The sequence below is a fragment of the Yaniella soli genome, from assembly GCF_054782375.1.
This window is the reverse complement of record NZ_BAAGSP010000005.1, coordinates 79,293-102,745: the sequence shown is the minus strand read 5'-3', so window position 1 is coordinate 102,745 and position 23,453 is coordinate 79,293. Positions and strand designations below refer to the sequence as shown.

The 23,453-nt window shown below is 56.3% G+C and carries 18 protein-coding genes and 1 tRNA gene; 16 read left to right on the top strand and 3 right to left on the bottom strand.

Features of this window, described 5'->3' with window-relative positions; all coding sequences use genetic code 11:
- Window positions 1–67 precede the first annotated feature (67 nt).
- Entirely contained in the window at window positions 68–496 is a 429-nt protein-coding gene (locus ACYVJT_RS04130; protein WP_343956313.1) for an HIT family protein, read from the top strand.
- Here ACYVJT_RS04130 and hrpA read toward each other — a convergent pair.
- The 3 genes from hrpA to ACYVJT_RS04115 form a co-directional block, all read right to left on the bottom strand.
- A complete protein-coding gene (gene hrpA / locus ACYVJT_RS04125) occupies window positions 493–4,584 on the bottom strand; it encodes an ATP-dependent RNA helicase HrpA (protein WP_343956312.1) in 4,092 nt (1,363 codons plus the stop codon). The genes ACYVJT_RS04130 and hrpA overlap by 4 nt on opposite strands.
- Window positions 4,585–4,709: 125 nt before the next feature.
- On the bottom strand, window positions 4,710–6,095 hold the full coding sequence (locus ACYVJT_RS04120) for an NAD-dependent succinate-semialdehyde dehydrogenase (RefSeq protein ID WP_343956311.1): 1,386 nt from the start codon (window positions 6,093–6,095) through the stop codon (window positions 4,710–4,712).
- A 182-nt stretch (window positions 6,096–6,277) separates the two neighbouring features.
- Window positions 6,278–6,353, bottom strand: a tRNA-Arg gene (locus ACYVJT_RS04115).
- 156 nt (window positions 6,354–6,509) lie between these two features.
- Here ACYVJT_RS04115 and argS point away from each other — a divergent pair.
- From argS to atpA, 15 genes are all read left to right on the top strand, one after another.
- On the top strand, window positions 6,510–8,180 hold the full coding sequence (argS, locus tag ACYVJT_RS04110; protein WP_343956310.1) for an arginine--tRNA ligase: 1,671 nt from the start codon (window positions 6,510–6,512) through the stop codon (window positions 8,178–8,180).
- The gene (lysA, locus tag ACYVJT_RS04105) at window positions 8,180–9,592 is read left to right on the top strand and encodes a diaminopimelate decarboxylase (protein WP_343956309.1); all 1,413 of its coding nucleotides are present in this window, start codon (window positions 8,180–8,182) and stop codon (window positions 9,590–9,592) included. The genes argS and lysA overlap by 1 nt, the downstream gene beginning before the upstream one ends.
- A gap of 70 nt (window positions 9,593–9,662) precedes the next feature.
- Window positions 9,663–10,979, top strand: a complete 1,317-nt coding sequence (locus ACYVJT_RS04100; protein ID WP_343956307.1) for a homoserine dehydrogenase — start codon at window positions 9,663–9,665, stop codon at window positions 10,977–10,979.
- 2 nt (window positions 10,980–10,981) lie between these two features.
- Window positions 10,982–11,956 (top strand): homoserine kinase, encoded by a 975-nt coding sequence (gene thrB, locus ACYVJT_RS04095; protein ID WP_343956306.1) that lies wholly within the window; start codon window positions 10,982–10,984, stop codon window positions 11,954–11,956.
- A gap of 269 nt (window positions 11,957–12,225) precedes the next feature.
- Entirely contained in the window at window positions 12,226–14,331 is a 2,106-nt protein-coding gene (gene rho / locus ACYVJT_RS04090) for a transcription termination factor Rho (protein WP_343956305.1), read from the top strand.
- Window positions 14,332–14,423: 92 nt separating this feature from the next.
- On the top strand, window positions 14,424–15,509 hold the full coding sequence (gene prfA / locus ACYVJT_RS04085; protein WP_343956304.1) for a peptide chain release factor 1: 1,086 nt from the start codon (window positions 14,424–14,426) through the stop codon (window positions 15,507–15,509).
- Complete coding sequence (gene prmC / locus ACYVJT_RS04080; RefSeq protein WP_343956303.1) at window positions 15,509–16,399, top strand: peptide chain release factor N(5)-glutamine methyltransferase; 891 nt, start codon at window positions 15,509–15,511, stop codon at window positions 16,397–16,399. The genes prfA and prmC overlap by 1 nt, the downstream gene beginning before the upstream one ends.
- A gap of 41 nt (window positions 16,400–16,440) precedes the next feature.
- Window positions 16,441–17,157 (top strand): L-threonylcarbamoyladenylate synthase, encoded by a 717-nt coding sequence (locus tag ACYVJT_RS04075; protein ID WP_343956302.1) that lies wholly within the window; start codon window positions 16,441–16,443, stop codon window positions 17,155–17,157.
- Window positions 17,154–18,317: an MraY family glycosyltransferase gene (locus ACYVJT_RS04070; RefSeq protein WP_343956301.1), complete on the top strand. Its 1,164-nt coding sequence runs from the start codon at window positions 17,154–17,156 to the stop codon at window positions 18,315–18,317. The genes ACYVJT_RS04075 and ACYVJT_RS04070 overlap by 4 nt, the downstream gene beginning before the upstream one ends.
- Window position 18,318: 1 nt before the next feature.
- Entirely contained in the window at window positions 18,319–18,726 is a 408-nt protein-coding gene (locus ACYVJT_RS04065; RefSeq protein ID WP_343956300.1) for a hypothetical protein, read from the top strand.
- Window positions 18,727–19,050: 324 nt separating this feature from the next.
- The gene (gene atpB, locus ACYVJT_RS04060) at window positions 19,051–19,893 is read left to right on the top strand and encodes a F0F1 ATP synthase subunit A (RefSeq protein WP_486389584.1); all 843 of its coding nucleotides are present in this window, start codon (window positions 19,051–19,053) and stop codon (window positions 19,891–19,893) included.
- 167 nt (window positions 19,894–20,060) lie between these two features.
- On the top strand, window positions 20,061–20,276 hold the full coding sequence (atpE, locus tag ACYVJT_RS04055; protein WP_022871288.1) for an ATP synthase F0 subunit C: 216 nt from the start codon (window positions 20,061–20,063) through the stop codon (window positions 20,274–20,276).
- A gap of 68 nt (window positions 20,277–20,344) precedes the next feature.
- Window positions 20,345–20,920 carry a F0F1 ATP synthase subunit B gene (locus ACYVJT_RS04050; protein ID WP_343956299.1) on the top strand — a complete coding sequence of 192 codons (576 nt, stop codon included), beginning with the start codon at window positions 20,345–20,347 and terminating at the stop codon, window positions 20,918–20,920.
- The gene (locus tag ACYVJT_RS04045; protein WP_343956298.1) at window positions 20,920–21,732 is read left to right on the top strand and encodes a F0F1 ATP synthase subunit delta; all 813 of its coding nucleotides are present in this window, start codon (window positions 20,920–20,922) and stop codon (window positions 21,730–21,732) included. The genes ACYVJT_RS04050 and ACYVJT_RS04045 overlap by 1 nt, the downstream gene beginning before the upstream one ends.
- 71 nt (window positions 21,733–21,803) lie before the next feature.
- Window positions 21,804–23,438 (top strand): F0F1 ATP synthase subunit alpha, encoded by a 1,635-nt coding sequence (gene atpA / locus ACYVJT_RS04040; protein ID WP_343956297.1) that lies wholly within the window; start codon window positions 21,804–21,806, stop codon window positions 23,436–23,438.
- The last annotated feature ends 15 nt before the right edge of the window (window positions 23,439–23,453 follow it).

Here is a 23,453-nt window from a genome sequence, read left to right as displayed (position 1 = left end):
GAATTTTTCGCCTTTCGGTCACTAGACTGAGGCATGCACCCACTGTCAGCGTTGTTCAGGAGAGAACATGTCAACGATCTTTACCAAAATTATTGACGGCCAACTGCCGGGCCGCTTCATATGGCAGGACGAGCAATGCGCTGCTTTTTTAGATATCGGGCCGCTGGCGTATGGCCACACGTTGGTCGTTCCGCGTGAAGAAATTGATATGTGGACCCAAGTGCCCGAAGAACTCAACGCACATCTGTACACAGTCGCTTCGCGCATCGGGAACGCACAGGTGACCGCACTGGGTGCGGCGCGGGCTGGGATGATGATCGCAGGATACGAAGTGCCGCATCTGCACCTACATGTGTTCCCAACCCAGTCGCTGGCGGATTTCGACCTGAGCAAGGTGATGCGCGATCCTGATCAGGACAAGATGGACGAGGCCGCAACGAAGTTGCGTGCGGCACTTCGCGAAGCCGGTCACGGCGAGTTCATCCCCGCCGACTAATGCAGCGAGGCCTCGGCGGCTTTGAGTGCTTGTCGGAACCGTTTCTCGCTCACACTGGTGGCCGTGCCCAGCTCTTGGGCAAACAACGAGACTCGCAGTTCTTGCAGTTGCCAAAAGAGGTCGCTGATGGCAACCGGGGTGGGTACACCCTCGGGGGCCCGTTCTTTCAGGCTTTCATATTCTTTTTCTAGCCCTTGCACGAGCTGCATATTCAGACCATCGCGTTGTAGGGCGCCCCCGGCATCCAACTTGTCCATGCGCAGGCCAATACCCTCCAGATAGCGCGGCACATGACGCAAGTTCGCCCACCCGGTGCCCGACACAAACCGCCGGGCTACTAATTGGTCGTGGTGGTTTCGTAGATCTGCTGCCGCGGCCGCTAAGCTCAACGAACGGATTTTTCGGATACGACGATCCACATCTCGTGACAGATTCAAAATCGTTGCCACCACGCTGGTCACCTGGAATGTGGTGTCGATGAGGTGTTCTTGCACCGTTTGGGCCACCCGTTGGTAGTCCCGCTGGCGCATCGGTAGGCTCTCGGGAAGTAACGCGTCAATTGCCGTGCGGGCGCAGTCAGCTACCAGCGCTGCACTATTGGGATAGGGCGAGTGCGCAAACGCGAGCTTCTCGGTAGCCGAAAGGTGATCCAGGATATAGCGCTGTGGATCCGGTAGGTCTGCTTGCAACAGCGCTATCACACCCCCACGATGTACGGCTTGCTGCTCGCCGGCCGTGCGCATCACCACGAGTGCAGCCGATGGCGTAGCGCCCTGCTCGGCTTGTAGTGCGGGGTAGCCCGTGACGTCTTGATTCGCCGTGCCAGTCCAGATGGCAGTCTGTATCGTCTCGGGAATATCGCCGATGCTCCAGCTCGTGAGTCCCGTTTGCGGTTCAAAAGAAGCAGTACTTGCAGGGTGCTCAGCAGTGGGAGGAGTCTGAGGAGTGGCCTTGGCGTTGGTCTTGGACGGTGTACCGGGCGTGTGAGGTGACGAGTTTTGCTGACCGGGCAGTGCCACACCCTGGGCGTTGGCCGCGTCGGTCAACGACGCCGCGAGGGCCGTCTGATTTTGTCCGGCCAACTCTCGCTGTAACCTGCCCAAGTCGTCATCGGTCCCCAGGATGGCGCCGCGCTCATCCACGACCTGATAGGTAAAGCGCAGGTGCGGTGGCAGTTTTTCGGGAGCCCAGTCGTCGAGTTGTACGTATTGGTGCTTCGTGTGGCGTAGGAAGGCGTTGAGTGCTTCAAAGAAGTTCGTTGTTGCAGGGTCGTGGCCAGCGAGCTCCTGTGCTGCAGCCCGGGCGGTATCGGGAGCAGGTACGAGGTGTTTGCGAACTGGCTTTGGCAAACCTCGAATGAGTGCGGTGATGAGTTCGGTGCGCAGTCCAGGGATTAACCAATCAAAGCGTTGCTGGTCTATCTGATGCAGCAACGCGACAGGAACGGTTACTGTGACGCCGTCGGTACGCGGTCCGGCGGGTTCTCCTGTACCAGAGGCATCCGCCCCAATGGCAGCCACCGGGGTAAACTCATAGTGCAGGGGCAGCTCGACGTCGCCGGTGGCAGTGGGATGGTGAAAGACATCCGGGAATTCATGCGGGTCAACATCTTGAGCGCCTTCGGCAAGCAACTGGGACGGGTCAATATCTAACAGGTCTGGGTTCTGATGCCGTTCGCGACGCCACCACGCATCGAAATGCCGCTGGGAGACCGCATCCGCAGGGACTCGCGCATCGTAAAATGCAAAGAGGACGTCTTCGGAGACCATGAGGTCGCGCCGACGCATCCGGGTTTCCATTTCCTCGACTTGCGCCATGCGTTCCAGGTTGCGTTTGAAGAAGTGGTGGCGAGTATTCCAGTCACCCTCGATGAGCGCATGACGGATGAACAACTCACGAGCAACGTCACGATCGACGTGGTAATACCGCACGGGTCGATCGGCGACGATCGTGACTCCAAAGACCGTGACGCGTTGTCTAGCCATGGCCGTGCCTTGTTTTCGGGACCAATAGGGCTCCGAGGTGCTGCGCTTGGCGACCGAGCCGGCGGCCTCTTCGATCCATTCGGGCTCAATGGCAGCAACCTGGCGGGCCCACAGCCGTGAGGTTTCCACAAGTTCAGCGGCCATCACAAAATCATGGCGTTTCTTGAACAGCCCAGAACCTGGAAAGACCGCAAAGCGTGTCCCGCGAGCGCCCTGGTAGTTCTTACGTCGTTCATCCCACGAGCCAATCTGTGAGAGCATGCCGGTCAGTAGCGCCTTATGGACACCATCATGGTGTTTGACGGCGTCGATTTGTGCGTTGCGGGGCGAGGTGATGCCGACTTCCCGAGTGATCTGACGCAATTGGCGCACCAGGTCCTGCCACTCGCGAACCCGCAGGTAATTGATGAATTCTCGGCGACAGAGCTTGCGGAACTGGTTGCCAGACAGTTCGTGTTGCTGTTCGTGGAGATAATTCCACAGGTTTAACAGCGCCGAGAAGTCTGACTTGTCATCGGTAAACCGGCCGTGGAGCTCATCGGCTGCTGCCCGGTGTTCTTCTGGTCGTTCTCGCGGATCTTGAATGGTCAGCCCCGCGGTGAGCACCAGCAGTTCGGCCACGACGTTGAGGTCCTCGGAGGCCAAAATCATACGGCCTAAACGTGGGGCAACCGGCAGCCGCGCCAGACGACGACCCAGGGGAGTGATGGTGCCGGCTTTGAAGGTCCGGGTCGTCCAACGTCCCCCGCGGCCCCGTACCCGGGTGGGCCGGCCGGTGTTCAGGGCGCCTAATTCGGTCAAGAGGGTGACGCCATCGGTAATTTGTTTGTGCTCCGGTGGCTGTAAGAACGGGAAGTCTTCAAGTTCTGCGGCCGTAGTGATGATGTTGATCGAGGCCATGTGCAAAATGACCGAGGCCAGCGAGGTGCGCAAAATCTCCGGGTCGGTAAATTCCGGGCGGGCTTCGAAATCCTCTTCGGAATACAGCCTGATAGCAATGCCGGGGCTGGTTCGGCCAGCACGTCCCGAGCGTTGCTGGGCCGATGCCTGCGAGATACGTTCAATAGGCAGACGCTGGACCTTGGTGCGCTGAGAATAGCGCGAGATCCGAGCGGTGCCGGTATCGATCACGTATTTGATCCCGGGAACAGTCAGTGAGGTTTCGGCAACGTTGGTGGCCAACACGATGCGCCGGTTGCTTCCGGGACGAAACACGCGCTGCTGATCTTGTAGCGATAAGCGTCCGAACAGCGGCAGAATGTCTGCTTTCGACAGGCGGGGATGTCGAGCCAGACGGGTACTGAGCACATCGGCTGCGTCACGAATTTCGCGCTCACCGGGAAAGAATACCAACATATCGCCGGGTTCTTCACCGGCGAGTTCTTCAACGGCATCCGCAATGGCATCCAGCGGATCGCGGGCCTCTTCCAAGTCGTCGGCTTCATCATCCGGATCATCGGCCAGAGCTTCTTGTTGGAGGGGCCGGTATCGGATTTCGACGGGATACGTGCGACCGGAGACCTCGATGATGGGCGCAGGCTCACCGCTGGCATCGGCGAAATGCTCAGCAAACGACTCTGGATCGATCGTGGCCGAAGTAATAATGACTTTCAGATCATCACGTGTGGCCAGTAGCCGTTTGAGATAACCCAAAAGGAAGTCGATGTTCAGGCTGCGCTCGTGGGCTTCATCGATGATAATCACTGAGTAGCGGGACAACGTAGGGTCGTGTTGAATTTCGGCTAATAAAATACCGTCGGTCATCACCTTGAGCTGGGTCCCAGCAGAGATTTCCGAAGTAAAGCGCACCTGGTACCCGACGGTGTCCCCGGTGCCTTGACCGAGTTCTTCGGCAACACGGTCAGCAACGGAACGCGCGGCAATGCGACGAGGCTGCGTGTGACCGATCATGCCGGCGTCGGCCAAACCCATAGCCAAACACATTTTGGGCAGTTGTGTGGTCTTCCCCGAACCGGTTTCACCGGCAACAATCAGTACCTGGTGTTCGGCCAGCTGGGCCATAATCTGGTCTCGGTGTTGTGAGACCGGTAGCTCTTCGGGAAACGCGATGGCAGAGAAATCGAGCGACGATGCATTGGACATGATGCCGAAATTCTACGGGAGGAGCTACAACTTTGCGCACCTGCGACGCTGATAGCCCAAACACACCGGTGAGAATGCACAACACCGGGTGACCAACCGCTGGCCACCCGGCATTGGCGGGAGCGTTAGCGAGGCGAGGTGACCGTCACGAGTTGTTTATTGACGAACTCATCCATACCCAGCGGGCCGAGTTCACGGCCGAAGCCCGAGCGCTTGACGCCACCGAATGGCAGATCTTCGCCACCCATGTTGAATGCGTTGATATGCACCATGCCAACCTCGAGACGATCTGCGACGGCCTGGGCACGCTGCTCGTCGGTGGAAAAGACCGATCCACCCAGTCCATAAACCGAGGAATTCGCCAACTCAATGGCTTCGTCTTCGGACTGAACGCGATAGATCATCACGACCGGGCCGAAGAGTTCTTCAGAATATGCTCGCGAGGTCTCAGGGATATCGGTCAGCACGGTCGGGGCAACATAGTAGCCAGGCAGATCGGGGCGCTCGCCGCCAACCTGCACTGTGGCACCAGCTTTGCGTGCTTCCTCAATCTGGTCCATCAGCCCCACAGCGGCCGCCTCAGAGGACAACGGTGCGTACTCGCCGCGGTTGGCGTCCGCAGGATTGCCCGGAGTGAGTTCTTGGGCAAGGTTGGACAGCTCCGCGACAAATTCATCATAGATATCGTCCATGATGATTAACCGTTTATTCGAAGTACACGTTTGACCTGCATTCGACAGTCGAGAGAACAACGCGCGACGGGCGGAGTCCGGCACATCAGCAGAATCCAACACAATGTAGGGGTCAGAACCGCCCAGTTCCAGCACGGCCTTCTTCAGATGCCGTCCGGCTTGTTCAGCCACGGCCGAACCGGCGCGTTCGGAACCGGTGAGAGACACACCTTGAATGCGTGGATCAGCAATGATGGTGGAGATCTGCTCGTGGGTGGCGAATACGTTGAGATATGCCCCCTCGAGTACTCCGGCTTCACGCATATATGATTCGATTTTCAGCGCGGTACCCGCACAGATTTCGGCGTGTTTGAGCAGCACCGTGTTGCCGAGCATGAGGTTTGGTGCGGCAAAGCGGATCACTTGGTAGTAGGGAAAGTTCCACGGCATAATCCCCAAAACCGGCCCAACGGGCCTACGACGCAATATTGCGGTTTGGCCATCGATATTTTTCAGTTCTTGATCTGCAGTGAGCCGCTCGCCTTCGTTGGCGTAATACCGAATGATGCGCGCACAGTATTTGACTTCGCCGATGGCTTCGCGAGTGTTCTTTCCCATTTCCAACGTGGCCTGAGCCGCCAGCTCTTCGGCATTTTGCTCAAAGAGGTCCGCAAGTTTCAGCAGTACTTTGCCGCGTTGTGACATGGCCATGGCAGACCAGGCCGTGTAGGCCTGTGCTGTATTTGCAAGATGCTGTTGAATGTCGTCATCTGTGGCGAAAGAAAACTCTTCGATGAGTTCGCCAGTGGCTGGATTTTGAATCCGATACGTTGCGCTCATGTCATCCCTAGGGCTCGTAACAGGTGGTGTCGAACATCAATCTAAACCAACCTGGCCTCGAAATCACGGGCTGCGCAGCGAAGTGGACATGCAAAGAAGTACACCCGGTGATAACGGTTGAGCATGACAGCTCAATGGGCATAGAAAAAGCTCCACGGTGGCGTTGTAGGACCATGTGGAGCTGGTGCCCCCGACAGGAATCGAACCTGTGGCCTTCTGCTCCGGAGGCAGACGCTCTATCCCCTGAGCTACGGAGGCGGGGATCCAGTGTGCACCGTGTTGGTTCGACCGGACCCTGAACACCCTACCGCAAAAACCAGCGCCAATGAAACACGAGGTTGGATTCGCCACCCAATCTCGTGAAACTCTGCATTAAAGGTGCCGAGCTATGACACGATCGCTAAACTTGGTCTCGTGAATCCTGAAACTCTTTCTGAAGCTCTTGCCCACATATTGCACGCTGCAATCGAGGCGGGCGAAATTGACCTGCCAGCAGATGCGGTACCCGAAGCCCCACGCGTGGAACGACCGAAGTCCAGAGACCACGGGGATTGGGCCACCAATATCGCCATGCAACTGGGCAAGAGAGCTGGCATGAACCCACGCCAGTTCGCTGAGGTGCTGGCGCCAAAGTTGCAGGCCTTCGACGGTATCGCCAACGTCGAAATTGCCGGACCGGGCTTCATTAACATCACGCTCGATGCGGCTGCAGCCGGTGACCTTGCCCGTATCATCGTGGAAGCCGGTGAGGAATTCGGACGCAATGACCAGGCCGCAGGTGATGTGATCAACCTCGAATTTGTCTCGGCCAACCCCACCGGGCCACTGCATATTGGGCACACCCGCTGGGCAGCGCTGGGCGATGCGATTAGTCGTTTGTTGCGTGCTTCAGGCGCACAGGTCACCAACGAGTACTACATCAATGATTATGGTGCTCAACTGGAAACATTCGCGTCATCGGTGTGGGCTCGGATGCACGGCAACGATGTGCCAGAGGGTGGTTACCCGGGCAAATACGTCCATGAAATCGCCGAGACCATTCTGGCCGAAGATCCCAGCATCAAAGACAAAACTTATGAAGAGGCCCTAACGCAGTTGCGCACGCGCGCCTACGAACTGCAGCTGGCAGATATCCAAGAAACCCTCGATGACTTTGCAGTCCACTTTGACGTGTGGTTTTCCGAGTCGGCACTGCACGAAGGCGGTGCAGTGGAAGATGCGTTACAACGGCTCAAAGCACAGGGGCACACCTTTGAAGACGATGGCGCCTTCTGGTTACGGACCACAGACTTTGGTGATGATAAAGACCGTGTCCTGATCAAGGCCGATAACAAACCAACCTATTTTGCTGGCGACGCTGCCTACTACCTGTCCAAGAAAGATCGCGGCTTCGCGCAGAAGATTTACCTGCTTGGCGCCGACCACCACGGTTATGTGAATCGTCTTCGCGCGCTGGCCGCATGTGCCGGTGACGACATGGACGAAAACATCGAGATCCTGATCGGTCAGCTCATTTCAGTCGATGGTGCACGGCTATCCAAGCGTGCCGGGAATATCATCGAACTCAAAGACCTTATCGAATGGTTGGGTGTCGACGCCCTGCGGTACTCACTGGCGCGGTACCCCAACGATTCCCCAATGGAGATTGATCCTGATCTCTTGCGAGCACAGACCAATGACAACCCGGTTTTCTATGTGCAATACGCCCACGCTCGCTCGCGTTCTGCAGCGCGGACGGCGGATGCACAGGGGGTCCTGCGCGAAACCGAGACCTTCGATGCCGCCGCACTGGACCACCCGACGGAAGAAGAACTGCTGGCTAAACTGGCACAGTTCCCAGCCATAGTGGGCAATGCGGCCAAACACCGTCAACCACACCGTGTAGCCCGTCATCTCGAATCCATCGCCGCCGCCTATCACGCTTGGTATGCTGCAGCACGCATCGTGCCTGCCCCACACCACGACGGCACAAAGCCTGTTCCACAAACCGTGAACTACTCCCGCCGTTGGCTCAATGACGCCACTACCCAGGTACTGGCAAACGGTCTTGGGCTGCTGGGAGTCTCAGCACCGGAGAAAATGTAATGCAATCACCACTCGCCCCCGCATGGTTGACCGTGCCACAAGACACTGCTGCGCTGGATCCCAACATCTTCTCAACCGGGGTCGATCGCAAGGACGCCGAAGTCACAGTCCAAGGCATCGGTGTGACCGAATTAGTCGAACGATTCGGCAGTCCACTGTGGGTGCTGGACGAGGATGATTTCCGCGCCCGAGCACGAGCGTATGCCGATGACTTCAATGCTGCATTCTCCGAGTTGTGCGGGGGAGTCGACGTCTTCTACGCGTCGAAAGCATTGCTGACCGTCCAGGTTGCTACCTGGGTCAAAGAAGAAGGCCTGTTTATGGATACGGCCTCGGGTGGTGAACTCGCGATCGCATTGCGGGCGGGGACTGACCCGGCCAAGATCGGGTTGCACGGCAATAACAAATCGGATGAAGAACTCCAGACCGCTATCACCCAACAAATCGGCCGCATCGTTGTCGACTCGCTGCCAGAACTGCACCGCGTGGACAACTTGGCGACCGAACTCCGACTGAGCGCCAATGTGATGCTGCGCCTCACCCCGGGGGTGGATGCGTCAACCCACGAACACATTGCTACCGCTCATGAGGATCAAAAATTCGGGTTAACGATGACTCCGGCCCCAAACGCTGAGACGTCCGTTGCTTATCAGGCGGTGCATTTCGCCGCATCAGCAGACCGCATTAACTTCGTCGGGCTCCATTCGCATATCGGCAGTCAGATCTTTGATTCATTGGGTTTTGAAACCGCTGCTACCCGCATGCTGGAGTTCATTGCTCTACTCGACTCCGAGGGGATCCGTATCCACGAGCTCGATATCGGCGGTGGGTACGGCATCGCCTACACCGAGGCTGATGAACCGGTTGCTCCAGGCGTGATTGCCAACAATTTGGCCGCACACATCAAACAAGAAATCCAGCGCCTGGGCATCACCTGTCCTCGAATTTCTATTGAACCTGGACGCTCCATCGCCGGACCTGCCGGAATGACCATCTACACAGCGGGCACGACGAAGACGGTATGGGCCGAACACGACGGTGAGCATCACCCACGCCGCTATGTGGCTGTCGACGGGGGAATGTCAGATAACCCTCGGCCGGTTTTATACGACGCGGATTACACTGCAGTCTTAGCCAATCGCATCAGTAGCGCACAACCGGTGCTGTCTCGGGTCGTCGGTAAACACTGCGAATCCGGTGACATCGTGGTGAATACGGTCTATCTACCCGAAGATACCGATCACGGCGATCTGGTGGTGGTCCCTGCAACCGGCGCCTACGGCCATGCCATGAGTTCCAATTACAACATGCTGCCACGACCAGCGATTGTGGCCGTCAAGGACGGCACAGCCCGTGAAATTATTCGCCGTGAGACGTATAAAGACCTGTTTGCCCGTGAAGTCGAAATGTAACGTGCCGACCATGACTGGACTACAATAACCACACGGTGCCTAAACTCTTTCAACGCTTACTCGGAGGACCATGACGACTGCATCTGATACACCAGCCCTGAATATCGCATTGTTGGGCGGTGGAACCGTCGGATCACAGGTTGCTCGTATTCTCACCGAAGATGCCGCATCACTCACCGGGCGTATCGGCGCCGAACTGAACCTGACCGGAATTTTTGTTCGAAACCCGCAGGCAACCAGAGACTTTCAACTACCTTCCGAGTACTACAGCGATGACGTTGATGAAGTCATGGATGGCGCTGACATCGTGGTGGAGCTCATCGGCGGTATCGAGCCAGCACGCGAACTCATCCTCAAAGCGATTTCCCAAGGCGCCAACGTCGTCACCGGGAATAAAGAACTGCTTGCCACCCACGGCAATGAGCTCTATGAAGCAGCAGCCCAAGCCGGTGTCCAGCTCTCCTTTGAAGCCTCAGTGGCCGGTGCTATTCCGATTCTGCGGCCGCTGCGCGATTCGCTATCGGGCGATAAGATCACGCGCATCATGGGTATCGTTAACGGCACCACCAACTATATCTTGGACCAGATGGATTCGACCGGTGCTTCCTTCAACGACGCCTTGGCCGAGGCGCAGCGTTTGGGCTATGCCGAGGCAGATCCGGCCGCCGACGTAGAGGGCCAGGACGCCGCAGCGAAAGTGGCCATCCTGGCACACCTGGCGTTTCATGCGCCCTTTACCCTGGACCAGGTCTATACCGAGGGCATTACCGATGTATCCGACCTCGACCACAAATCGGCTGCCGAAGCCGGCTACATCATTAAACTGTTGGCCATCGCCGAACAGCTTGAGGACCCAGAAGGGGTTGTGCTGCGCGTGCATCCGACCCTGTTGCCACGTGAGCATCCACTTGCTTCGGTTCGCGGAGCCTATAACGCCGTCTTCGTGGAAGCAGAAAATGTCGACGAACTCATGTTCTATGGACCTGGGGCAGGGGGCTCAGCTACGGCATCTGCGGTCATGGGTGACGTCATGTCGATTGCTAAACGCCGACTACGCGGCGGTCCTGGCAGAACCCACACGGCACGTCGTGAGCTAGAATGCCTCGATATCGGAGAATCGACGACCCGGTACATGGTCGTTGTACGTGCGGCGGATGCTTCCGGGGTGTTGGCCAAGGTTGCCGGCACATTTGCCGACCACGGAGTCTCGATCAAATCCATGAATCAAACCCCGGATGAAGCCTCGAGCGATGACGAAAAGACTGCACTGTTGGCGTTTATTACCCACCGTGCCAAAGAGTCGCAACTGGCCCAGACGCTAGAAGCCACCAAGGGCTTGGACGTCGTCAACGAGGTGCTATCTGTCATGCGGGTAGAAGGTAAATAACCGTGGCATCACCAGCCACCACACCACCAGCAAACCGAGTGCCAGCCGGTATCGTCGCCAACATTAAGGTGCCGGCCACCTCGGCGAACCTCGGCCCCGGATTCGACTGCGCAGGGATTGCGGTTGCGCTCTATGACGAGGTGGAAGTTCGTACCACCGACGCCGGATTTAGCGCCGAGATCGAAGGCGAAGGGCACAACTATCTGCCCACCGATGCCCGCCATCTCATCATCACCCAGATCAGAATGCGTCTGGAAACCCTCGGCTGGCATCTGCCGGGGTTGAAGCTCAAGGCAATAAATCGGATTCCTCACTCACGCGGACTCGGCTCGTCAGCTGCAGCACACATTGTCGCCGCCATGGCCGTCAAGGCGTTGCTGCCACCGGATGCAGGCGTGACCGACGAAGATCTCTTACAGTGGGCTTCGGAGGCGGAGGGGCACCCCGATAATGTTGCGCCGGCAGTCTATGGTGGTTTGACCCTGTCATGGAACGAACACCGTGCCACCGGTGACATTTACCGTGCCATCCATTTAGCGCCCCATCCCGACATCACCCCGGTGGTGGCCATTCCAGCAAAACCCTTGTCCACGGCAGCGGCTCGAACATTATTGCCGAGTACGGTGCCGTATTCCGAAGCCGTGATCAATGCATCACGTGCAGCCCTCTTGGCCCCGGCCATGACCCAAACGCCACGGTTAATGTTTGCTGCCACCCAAGATTGGCTACATCAGCAATACCGTCAGCCTTCGATGCCAGAGACCCTGAAGTACATTGACGCGCTACGGGCTGAAGGACACGCTGCGGTCGTGTCTGGAGCAGGGCCGACACTGTGTGTTTTTGCTACCGATACGACCGAAGTAGCGGCTGTACAAACCAAACTGTCACAGCGTGCAGCGAAATCTTCGCAACACTGGGACGTGCGGATTCTGCCAGTTGCCACTCAAGGTGCTACGATGGAGATATTCCGGCCATAACGAGAACGTTTTTACGGTTTGGTTATCCAATCCGATCGTGTTCGGCCTGGTCTTTACCGCACATCTGCGGAGAGTATTTTGATAGCCCATCATCCTAGATGTCAGGTTATCCACATCTCAAACATCAGTGTTGACATTCGTGTGCAACATACGGTGTTACGTATATTGAAAATCACTCTAGCAACTTGACACTCACACAGTCGCTGTCAAGGTTGTTATCAAATTTGCGGGTATCTCATTCCCGTACCGACGAGGGGGAAGGAACCTTCGTGACTGAACAAGACACATTACAGACCCCAACCGATAATGGGTCTGCCGGTCTGGGCAGCCTTAAACTTGCCCAACTCCAGAACTTGGCTTCCCAGCTAGGCATTACAGGCACTTCACGGATGCGGAAAGCACAACTCGTGGAGATCATTGCCGAACACCAGCGTGGTGGTAATGCTTCCGCTCAGGAAACCGTGGAACAGGCTAAAACGGCTGCCGCGAAAGAGCGTAAACCTCGCGGTTCCTCGGCGAAAGCCACGAAGGAAGCCGAGCAGTCTGCCACAGAGCAACCAGCTGACGAAAGCAAAGCCAAGCCGGAAGCTGCCAAACAAGAGCAGCCAGCCGAGGAGAGCAAAGCCAAGCCGGAAGCTGCCAAGCAACAGCAGATCTCCGATGAGGAAGCCCGGCAGCGCGAACTGCAGTCGCAAAAAGACAAAGCACGCAATAAGCAGGCTCGTGAAAACAAAGCAGCTCGCAATGAGCAGCAGTCTGCCGCGGACAACACATCTGATGACGATCAGCAGTCCGACCAGGACGACTCGAATGATCGTCACGATGAGAACTCCAACGGCAACAACCGTGGTCGGGGTCAGCGCACGCGGAACCAACAGCGCCGCGACGACAATCGTCAAAACCGTGACGGCCGCGATCAGCAGAGCAACCAAGATAACCAAGACAAGCGTGATCAGCAGGGCAACCGCGATCAACAGCAGAGTGACTCGGATGACTCCAACGATGACAACCGCGACGGTGGCCGTGGTCGCAACGACGATCAGCGCAACCAGCGTCGTCAGCGTCAGCGTGATCGCAACCGTTCACGCGATCGCCGTCGTGACAATGACCAAGACGATAATCAGGACGTCTCTGAAGACGAAGACCTCATCCCCGTCTCGGGCATTCTCGACGTCCTCGACAACTACGCATTTGTTCGCACCTCCGGCTACCTCCCCGGTCCAAACGACGTCTACGTCTCCATGTCCATGGTCAAGCGCTATGGCCTGCGCAAAGGTGACGCCATTCGCGGTCAGGTCCGGGCACCACAAGAAGATGATGACGGACAGCAGAACAACAATAACCAGCAGGGTGGACGTGGCGGTCGAGGCGGCCGCGGCGGACGAAACCGTCGTGGTGGCGGAGGCGGCGGCAACAACCGTCAGAAATTCAACGCCCTGGTAAAACTCAGCTGGATCAACGGTAAGGAAGCCGTCGAGCATCCCAAGCGTGTTGAGTTCAACAAACTGACGCCGCTGTATCCACAGGAACGACTGCGTCTGGAATACAACCCCAAAGACATGGGCCCCCGCCTCGTCGACTTGGTCGCACCGATCGGTAAAGGTCAGCGCGGTCTGATCGTTTCACCACCAAAAGCCGGTAAGACGATGATGTTGCAATCTATCGCTAATGCGATTACCACCAATAATCCTGAGGTCAAACTCATGATGGTGCTCGTGGACGAACGTCCAGAAGAAGTCACCGACATGCAGCGTTCAGTCCGCGGCGAGGTCATCGCTTCGACCTTCGACCGTCCAGCCGAAGACCACACCACCGTTGCCGAGCTGACCATCGAACGTGCCAAGCGCATGGTCGAACTCGGCCACGACGTCGTCGTACTGTTGGACTCCATGACCCGTCTGGGTCGTGCGTATAACCTCAGCACGCCAGCTTCCGGACGCATTTTGTCCGGTGGTGTCGATTCAGCAGCCCTCTACCCACCTAAGAAATTCTTTGGTGCCGCTCGCAACATTGAAGGTGGCGGGTCGCTGACCATTTTGGCTACCGCACTGGTCGAAACCGGCTCGCGCATGGACGAAGTGATTTTCGAAGAGTTCAAGGGAACCGGCAACATGGAACTGCGCCTGTCCCGCGAACTGTCTGAACGTCGCATCTTCCCGGCAATCGACATCAACGCCTCGGGCACCCGACGCGAAGAAAACCTGCTGACCAAGGAAGAAATCGGCATCATGTGGCGTCTGCGCCGCGTGCTGTCCGGTCTGGAAACCCAACAGGCCCTGGAATTGTTGACGTCCAAGCTGAAGGAAACCGAAACCAACGCGGAATTTCTGATGCTGGTCTCCAAGACCACCCTGCGTGGTCAGGCAGAGTCTTAGCAACCTGACATGAAACCATCGCGTAACCGACCCCGGTTGCGCGATGGTTTTTTGGTTCACTACAAAGACTTTCAACTCCAAGGTAGAAAAACATGTTTGACACCATCGACCACCTGCTTGACGAACACGCCGAACTCACCGAAAAAATGGGCGACCCAGCCGTCCACGCCGACCAAGCTATGGCCCGTAAGGTCGGCCGTCGCTTCGCCGAGCTTGAAAAGATCGTCAAGGCCCACAAACGCTGGCAGCAACTGGCGCAAGATCTCGAAGACACCCGGGAGCTGGCCGAAGAAGATGAAGATTTCGCAGCCGAAATTCCACAACTGGAAACGGATCTCGAAGAGGCCAGCGAGCTGTTGCACCGGTTATTGATCCCACGCGACCCAGACGACGCACGTAACGTGATTCTCGAAATCAAGGGCGGCGAAGGTGGCGAAGAAGCAGCACTGTTTGCTGCTGACCTTGCCCGCATGTATTTGCGCTACGCCGAGAACAAGGGGTGGAAAACCGAACTCATCTCGGCTACGGAATCCGATCTGGGCGGCTATAAGGACGTCCACATTGGTATCACTGGCAATTCGAATGACCCAGCCGAAGGCGTATTTGCGCACCTGAAATATGAAGGGGGAGTCCACCGGGTTCAGCGCGTTCCCGTGACCGAATCGCAGGGCCGCATTCACACCTCGGCTGCAGGTGTTTTGGTTTTCCCAGAGGTTGATGAACCAGAAGAAATTGCGATCAACCAAGCCGATCTGAAGATCGATGTGTATCGGTCTTCCGGGCCCGGAGGACAGCACGTCAACACCACAGACTCAGCGGTGCGCATTACCCACTTGCCAACCGGCATTGTAGTCGCGATGCAAAACGAGAAATCGCAGATCCAAAACCGCGAAGCCGCCATGCGCGTGCTGCGTTCTCGCCTGCTGGCATGGCAGCAAGAACAAATCGACGCCGAAGCCGCTGAAACGCGCGCATCGCAGGTACGCACTATGGATCGTTCCGAACGCATCCGCACCTACAACTTCCCTGAGAACCGCGTCGCAGACCACCGCACCGGGTATAAGGCAAATAATCTTGACCGTGTGCTCGAAGGAGACATGACCCCGGTGATCGATTCACTGATCCAAATGGATGAGGCCGAACGTATGGCTGCCCTGGGTGAAAAAACAAACTCCTAATGCCCGAAGTCAATCACGTCATCCGGGACGTTCAGAATCGGCTGACTCAAGCAGGCATCGAGTCGCCTCACGCCGAGGCGACTCTGATCGTGGCGCATATTTTGGAGGTCGAACGCGGCCGACTGGGCGTCATGCAAGCGCTTGGGGAGTCCATCGACGAGAACACCGTTGCCAAGATTGACCAGCTTGTTGCCGCGCGAGTCACTCGCGTCCCTCTGCAACATCTCACCGGTGAAGCAGGCTTTTACGGACTGGAACTCAAGGTCGAACCCGGGGTGTTCATACCCCGGGTGGAGACCGAGATTCTCGTAGAGACCACGCTGGAGCACTTTTCGGGCGCGGCTGGGCCACTGAAGATTCTAGATTTGTGTACCGGTACCGGTGCGATCGCAGCAGCACTTTCCCACAGGCTCGGCAAGCAGCACGTGGAGACCATGCTCTGGGCGGTTGAGCTAGAACCCCAAGCCGTCCAGCTGGCTCAGCACAACACAGCGGATTACAAAGTTACAGTCTTGTGCGCAGATGCCACAGACGCTGACGAGATGGTTGCCGCCGACCCGGACCTGGCCGAACTCATCGGGACGTTCGACGCGGTCGTAAGCAACCCGCCGTATATTCCAACTCATACCCGAGTCAGCCAACGAGAAGCAGACCAAGATCCCGCACTGGCGCTCTACGGAGGCTCAGCAGACGGTACCTACATCCCGCGGCTCATCACTGAGCAAGCATTGAAATGGCTGGCGCCGGGCGGATTTTTCATGATGGAACATGACCACACCCATGCCGAGTCGATCGCCGACACGCTGAGACAAAATCCCGGCTGGAAGCACGTTGCAACCGTGCAAGACTTGACCACAACCGACCGATTCGTATCAGCTATCAGAGCATAACTGCTGCACCCACCACCGAAAACCTACCGAATCCTGGCACAATGACTAACGTGACACAGCTGTTTGACGCACAACAACCCGAACAAGAAGCCGCCGCGACCTCCGCGGCTGTTGAAGCCATCGGTCGACGTGAATTGATCGTCCTGCCCACCGATACTGTGTACGGTATTGGCGCAGATGCGTTCAGCCCGCAAGCAGTGGCAGTACTTTTGGCCGCGAAAGGGCGGTCACGACAGTCGCCACCACCGGTGCTGATAGGCAATCGTCAAGTGCTTGACGCTCTGGCCGTGGATATCCCCGCGACCGCACGCGAGCTGGCCCAACACTTCTGGCCGGGCGCTTTGACCCTTGTCTTGGACGCCCAGCCATCTCTTGCGTGGGACCTGGGGGAGACCCGTGGAACTGTGGCGCTACGACTCCCGGATGATGCCTTAGCTCAACAAATTTTGGGACAAACAGGTCCGTTGGCCGTGTCCTCTGCCAACCGACATGGTCAACCCGCCGCAACGACCATCGACGAAGCGCAAGAGTCGCTGGGCGAAGCAGTAGCCGTCTATATAAATGCGGGTCGACGCGACGACCAACAGGCCTCCACCATTGTAGATTGCACCGTGACACCACATCGTGTTCTGCGTGCCGGTGCTATTAGTACCGAACAACTTCGATCCGTGGTCGCTGATGTGTTGGATATTGATGATCCAGCACCCGCCGCCGATGATCACGAAACACCAACATCGGAGGACACTCAGTCCTTATGATGGTCTATCTTGCTGTCGTTGCCATCACCGCGCTGCTGAGTTTTGCACTGACCCCGGTGGCACGGATGTTGGGTGTGCGCGGTCGCGTGTACACGCCAACCCGTAAACGCGACATGCACCGTGAACCCATCCCAAAACTTGGGGGAGCGGCGATGGCCATTTCAGTGGTGACCGTGATGGGATTGGGATCCCTCGTGCCGTTTCTCGCCGGCATCTATCAAGCACCGGTGGTCGGCATCCTTATCGCCACCATGATCCTATTGATCATGGGCGTGGCCGATGATCTTTGGGATTTGCACTGGCTTATCAAGTTTGCTGGACAAGTGCTCGCAGCAGGTGTCGTGGCCGCAGCGGGAATCCGTGTTGAAGCCATGCCCGTGGGATGGATCCACGTAGAAAATGAAATAGCCCAAATTTTGATTACGATCTTCGTGATCGTCTTGACCATTAACGCATTTAACTTCATCGATGGCCTCGATGGGTTGGCCGCCGGCGTGGCCGTCATCGGTGGCTCAGCGTTCTTCTTCTACAGTTACCTGCTCACTCGAACCATCAACGCCTATGACTATTCCAATCTGTCAACGTTGTTGACTGCGCTGTTGATCGGTGCCTGTATAGGATTCTTACCGTTCAACTTCAATCCGGCCAGAATCTTTATGGGTGAAGTTGGTGCCCAACTGATCGGTCTCTTGATGGCCACCGCCGCGGTTGCAGTGACAGCAGACCTAGGTGCACTCGAAGGTTTCCGCTTCCGCAATATTCCGGCATACATGCCGATCTTGTTGCCCCTAGCCGTGATGCTGTTGCCCTTACTGGACCTCGTCATGGCAGTACTTCGGCGCACTGCTCGGCGTAGCTCGCCATTCACAGCAGATCGTGGACATATTCACCATAAGCTCGTTGATGGTGGCTACACCCATCGACAAGCTGTCTTGTTGCTCTACCTGTGGACTTTTGTTGTCGGTTACGGTGCAGTGTCGTTGACGTATTTCCACAGCGTGGTTGTGATTTCGGTGAGTGCGATAGCTATGGGTCTACTAGTGCTCTTGACACTTCGACCCTGGATCATCCGACGAGCCTATTACCGAAAACTCAATCAGATGCGGGCTGCACGAGCAGCCCAACGAGCACAAGAGCCCACTTCAGGATACGGTGAATGACATGGCGAAAAAGATGGTCAATAAAAAGGGCTGGTGGGGGATACTCCTCCATGCCAGTTGGCCAACTGTGGTAGCAGTTGTTGTCACAGGCGGAATCTTCGGCGTTGTTGCCGATGAAACCGCGGGACTGTCTGCATTCGTCGCGGGTTTAATCGTCTGGGTATTGTCTGCAATGAGTATCCTGCTCATTGCGCTGATTTGGAACAAGTACCGTCACCTAGCGATCCCCATTTCGATGGGCGCTTTCGTCGCCAAAATCGTCATTCTTGGACTGTTGTTGACCGTTGTGGCCCAACCAGAGTGGTTGGATACAACCGGCGCAGCTATCGGTGCGCTAGTCGGGATTGTTGTCTGGCAAACCGCCGAAGTCTTGGTCTTTATTAATACGCGACGACTTATCTACGAATAAGGTATCGAATGTGACGAAGCCCACTATGACGGGCAAATCGCAGCGATGCAATCACTAGAATCCCCTGTTGACTTGGCTTTTGTGGTGTTTTTACGACCGTCTACAAGGGTGTCTGTGAGCAATATCTCACGCGTTTTGCGAGATTGACTCTGCGTGAACGTAAGAAGCCTTCGACTCAATGCGACACGAGTTAGGGTTTTTGCTAGACTAACCAAGGGCAAAAACGCGTTGAAAATCGCACCTGCCTACAACATTTCGGCAACATCCCCGAAGCAGGATTTATTTACCTGCACACTCGCGAGGGATTATTGAGAGAGGATTTGCGTGCTTCCACTCGTGCTAAGTTATCTCCCCACGCAGGGATACGTGCCGCCCACGATCGACGATGCGCACCCACCAGACATCATTCCGTGGATGGCTGATTACGGCACCGGTTTTGGTAAGCAGATGGTGATGATCATTTTGTCGATCATCCTGATCTGGGCGTTCTTTGGTCTGGCAATGCGCAAGCCGTCTCTGGTTCCAGGGCGCCTTCAATGGATCGCTGAATCCGGTTATGCATTCGTCCGGAACGGGATGGGTCGCGATATTCTCGGTGAGAATCATTTCCGCCAGTGGGTTCCGTTGCTCTTTGCGACCTTCTTCTTTGTGCTACTTAACAACCTATTCGGTGCAATACCGGTTCTTCAGTTGCCGTCATTCTCGCACGCCGGTGCCGCCTATGCCATTGCCATCATCATGTACATCGTGTGGATTGGTGTTGGCCTGCGTCACCACGGGATCAAATACTTCAAACTGGCTGTCGTCCCTCAGGGCGTACCCGGTTGGATTCTGCCACTGCTGGTCCCACTGGAAATTATCTCCAACTTCATTGTTCGCCCGCTCACGCACTCACTGCGTTTGATGGCAACCATGCTTGCCGGTCACATGATCATTATGTTGGCTGGATCAGGTGCAGAGTACCTCATTACCCAAACTGACAGTGTGTTCAATGCCGGACTTGGTGTCGGCGTCATTATCGGATCGGTCGCACTGTACTTTTTGGAGCTGCTGATCATGGTCCTGCAAGCATTCGTCTTTACACTTCTCACAGCGTTGTATATCCAAGGAGCAATTGCTGCTCAACCTGGACCAGCTGCGGAACCATCCGCCACGGTGGCTGCTTAACGGCGTTGCGAAAAACTACATAACTCAAAATATAAACTTACGACTCAGTATTTCGAGTCGTGCCGGTGAGATACACACCGAGAAACAACTTCCTGGTACCGGTACCAATCGGATCCCCGCCGGGAACCCTCCACAACCTGCCTACGAGGCATCTTGAAAGGAACACAATGGAACTGCATGGTTCATTGAACATGATCGGTTACGGTCTGGCCGCAATTGGCTCCGCCATTGGTGTGGGTCTGATCTTCGCTGCATACATCAACGGTGTTGCACGCCAGCCAGAATCCCAGTCACAGCTGCAGCCAATCGCGCTGCTTGGTTTCGCTCTGGCGGAAGCTCTTGCCATTCTTGGTCTGGTGTTCGCCTTCGTTATTGGAGCTTAGGCGCCATCCACGGTCGGGAGAATATCCGGCCACCTATGTCAGTAATGAACACTTAAGGATGGTTTGAAATGATCAATAGCATGATGATCATGGCAGCCGCCGCGGAGCAGGAACAAGCGAATCCGCTGATCCCAAACATCTGGGAAATCGTGGTCACCTCGGTTGGTTTCCTTGTGCTGATGTTCATCGTCATCAAATTCGTCGTACCGGCCATGGAGAAATCCTACGTCGAACGTCGAGATGCGATCGAAGGTGGACTTGAGCGAGCCCAGGCTGCCCAGGCAGAAGCTGCCCAGTTAAAAAACAACTACGAACAGCTTTTGCAAGAAGCCCGTACGGAAGCCAGCCAGATTCGTGAGCAGGCTCGTACCGAAGCGGCACAGATTGTTGCAGAGGCCCGCCAGAATGCATCTGCTGAAGCGTCCCGGATCTCCGAACAGGCATCTGTTCAGATTGCGGCTGAGCGTCAGCAGGCTGTATCGGCGCTACATACCGAAGTTGGGACGTTGGCAACCTCGTTGGCTTCCAAGATCGTTGGCGAAGCACTTGATGATGACGCTCGTTCGCAGCGTGTAGTCGACCGCTTCTTGGCTGATCTTGAACAAGAACAGGCCTCGACCACGAGTGCAGGTGCAACTGAGTAATGTCACAAGCATCGCGTGATTCATTGGCACAACTGCACACCGAACTGAAGGATATCCTTTCAGTCGGTGGAGTCGAACTCGGCGCAGAACTGTTTGCGGCTTTGAAAGTGATCGACGAAAACGGCGCTCTGCGTCGTGCGGTCACCGACCCCACGGTTGAAGCCAACCGACGTCAAGAACTTCTCGGTAAGGTCTTTGCGACCAAGATTTCGGCCAATGCCGTCGATGTCTTGCAAAGCCTTGCTGGTGCTCGCTGGCCGACCGAACGTGAGTTGGGAGACGCAGTCGAAGAGATGGCAGCTACCGCTGTCGTCTACAGCACCGAACAGGATGGTCTGGCCGGTCTAGAGGCCCTCACCCAGCAGCTGTTGGAATTCAACCACGCCGTTGAATCTAGCCATGAGCTGCAGCGGGCACTGACCGAGCAACAAGTACCAGTAACATCCCGTGGCGATCTGGCAGTAAAATTGGTGTCAGACGGCGCAATGGAAGCAACGAAAGTTCTGGTTCGCCAGGCAGTGGAGCTTCCTCGTGGATTAAAGCCTGTTGATCTTGTTCGTCGTTTCGCTGATCTGAGCGCACAGCAACAACGTCAGTGGATCGCCGATGTGACGGTGGCCCGTCCACTCCAGCAGGCTCAGGTAGATCGTCTCGCAAAGTCACTCTCGAACACATTTGGTCGGGAACTGACATTGAATATTGAGACGGACTCTCAGCTGGTCGGCGGAATCCGGATCCAGGTTGGTGACGAGGTTATTGATTCCTCGGTCGCAACACGACTCAATGATCTGAATACGAAATTGGCCGGCTGAAACCGGCACTCGAAACAATCACAACAAGGCCCATCGTAATGATGCGGCAGACAAGAGAGCAGGGACTGTAGATGGCCGATTTGACCATCAACGCTGACGACGTCCGTGATGCCCTACATGAGTTTGCGGAGTCGTACGAACCGGCCGACACCGAACGTGTCGAGGTCGGTTACGTCAACAGCGCGGCTGACGGTATTGCCCACGTAGAAGGTCTTCCTTCCGCCATGGCAAACGAATTGCTGCGTTTTGAAAACGGCACCACCGGACTTGCCCAGAACCTCGACCCACGTGAACTCGGCGTCGTGGTACTGGGAGACTTCCAAGAGATCCAAGAAGGCATGAAAGTTTACCGCACCGGCGAAGTACTGTCGGTACCTGTCGGTGATGGCTTTATGGGTCGTGTAGTCAACCCCGTAGGTGAGCCCATTGATAACCTCGGTCCAATTGAGGACGAGGGTCGTCGTGCGTTAGAACTTCAAGCACCAGGTGTAACCGAACGTAAGTCGGTACACGAACCACTCCAGACCGGTATGAAAGCCATTGACGCCATGATCCCGATTGGTCGGGGACAGCGTCAGCTTATTATTGGTGACCGCCAGACCGGTAAGACCGCCATCGGTGTCGATGCGATTCTGAACCAGAAAGCCAACTGGGCATCCGGGGATCCGAATAAACAGGTGCGTTGCATCTATGTAGCGGTTGGCCAGAAGGCTTCCACGATCGCATCGGTACGTTCCACACTGGAACGCGAAGGCGCACTGGAATACACGACTATCGTTGCGGCACCAGCATCCGACCCCGCTGGCCTGAAATACCTGGCACCATACGCCGGTTCAGCCATCGGTCAGCACTGGATGTACGGCGGCAAGCACGTACTTATCATCTTCGATGACCTGTCCAAGCAGGCCGAAGCGTACCGTGCGGTATCGCTGTTGCTACGTCGCCCGCCGGGCCGTGAAGCCTACCCAGGTGACGTCTTCTACCTGCACTCCCGGTTGTTGGAGCGTTGTGCGAAGCTCTCTGACGAATTGGGTGCTGGTTCTATGACCGGTCTACCCATCGTTGAGACAAAGGCCAATGACGTCTCGGCATACATTCCAACCAACGTTATTTCGATTACCGACGGTCAGATTTTCTTGCAGTCTGACCTGTTCAACGCCAACCAGCGTCCTGCTGTTGACGTTGGTGTCTCGGTGTCTCGTGTTGGTGGTGACGCCCAGATCAAGGCGATGAAGAAGGTCTCCGGTACCCTGCGTATTGACCTAGCGCAGTACCGTGACATGGCGGCGTTCTCCATGATGGCATCCGATCTGGACGCTTCGACACGTCGGCAGTTGGATCGCGGTGCTCGTCTTATGGAACTACTCAAGCAGCCACAGTATTCGCCAATGCCAGTTGAAGAACAAGTTGTCTCAATTTGGGCTGGGGCACAGGGCCACCTGGATGACATTCCAGTGGCAGATGTGCTGCGGTTTGAGGACGAATTCATTCAGCACCTGCGTCTGAACAACATCGCCTTGTCAGATATAGCCGAAAGTGGGCTACTGAACGACGATGTTCGTGAGGTCTTGGTTCAAGAAGTCACCAATTTCAAGAAGTCTTTCTTGGGTGACAGCAAGGACGGCGTACAGCCGGGCCACGAAGAACACGACGCCATTGACGAAGATGCGGTTGAACAAGAACAGATCGTCCGACAGAAACGCTGAATGACCCTAGCTTAT

Bases quoted from the DNA above. Each gene is read 5' to 3' on its own strand.
- ACYVJT_RS04130 (WP_343956313.1), top strand. From the start codon at position 68: ATGTCAACGATCTTTACCAAAATTATTGACGGCCAACTGCCGGGCCGC.
- hrpA (WP_343956312.1), bottom strand. From the start codon at position 4,584: ATGTCCAATGCATCGTCGCTCGATTTCTCTGCCATCGCGTTTCCCGAA.
- ACYVJT_RS04120 (WP_343956311.1), bottom strand. From the start codon at position 6,095: ATGAGCGCAACGTATCGGATTCAAAATCCAGCCACTGGCGAACTCATC.
- lysA (WP_343956309.1), top strand. From the start codon at position 8,180: ATGCAATCACCACTCGCCCCCGCATGGTTGACCGTGCCACAAGACACT.
- ACYVJT_RS04100 (WP_343956307.1), top strand. From the start codon at position 9,663: ATGACGACTGCATCTGATACACCAGCCCTGAATATCGCATTGTTGGGC.
- prfA (WP_343956304.1), top strand. From the start codon at position 14,424: ATGTTTGACACCATCGACCACCTGCTTGACGAACACGCCGAACTCACC.
- prmC (WP_343956303.1), top strand. From the start codon at position 15,509: ATGCCCGAAGTCAATCACGTCATCCGGGACGTTCAGAATCGGCTGACT.
- ACYVJT_RS04075 (WP_343956302.1), top strand. From the start codon at position 16,441: ATGACTAACGTGACACAGCTGTTTGACGCACAACAACCCGAACAAGAA.
- ACYVJT_RS04070 (WP_343956301.1), top strand. From the start codon at position 17,154: ATGATGGTCTATCTTGCTGTCGTTGCCATCACCGCGCTGCTGAGTTTT.
- ACYVJT_RS04065 (WP_343956300.1), top strand. From the start codon at position 18,319: ATGGCGAAAAAGATGGTCAATAAAAAGGGCTGGTGGGGGATACTCCTC.
- atpE (WP_022871288.1), top strand. From the start codon at position 20,061: ATGGAACTGCATGGTTCATTGAACATGATCGGTTACGGTCTGGCCGCA.
- ACYVJT_RS04050 (WP_343956299.1), top strand. From the start codon at position 20,345: ATGATCAATAGCATGATGATCATGGCAGCCGCCGCGGAGCAGGAACAA.
- ACYVJT_RS04045 (WP_343956298.1), top strand. From the start codon at position 20,920: ATGTCACAAGCATCGCGTGATTCATTGGCACAACTGCACACCGAACTG.
- atpA (WP_343956297.1), top strand. From the start codon at position 21,804: ATGGCCGATTTGACCATCAACGCTGACGACGTCCGTGATGCCCTACAT.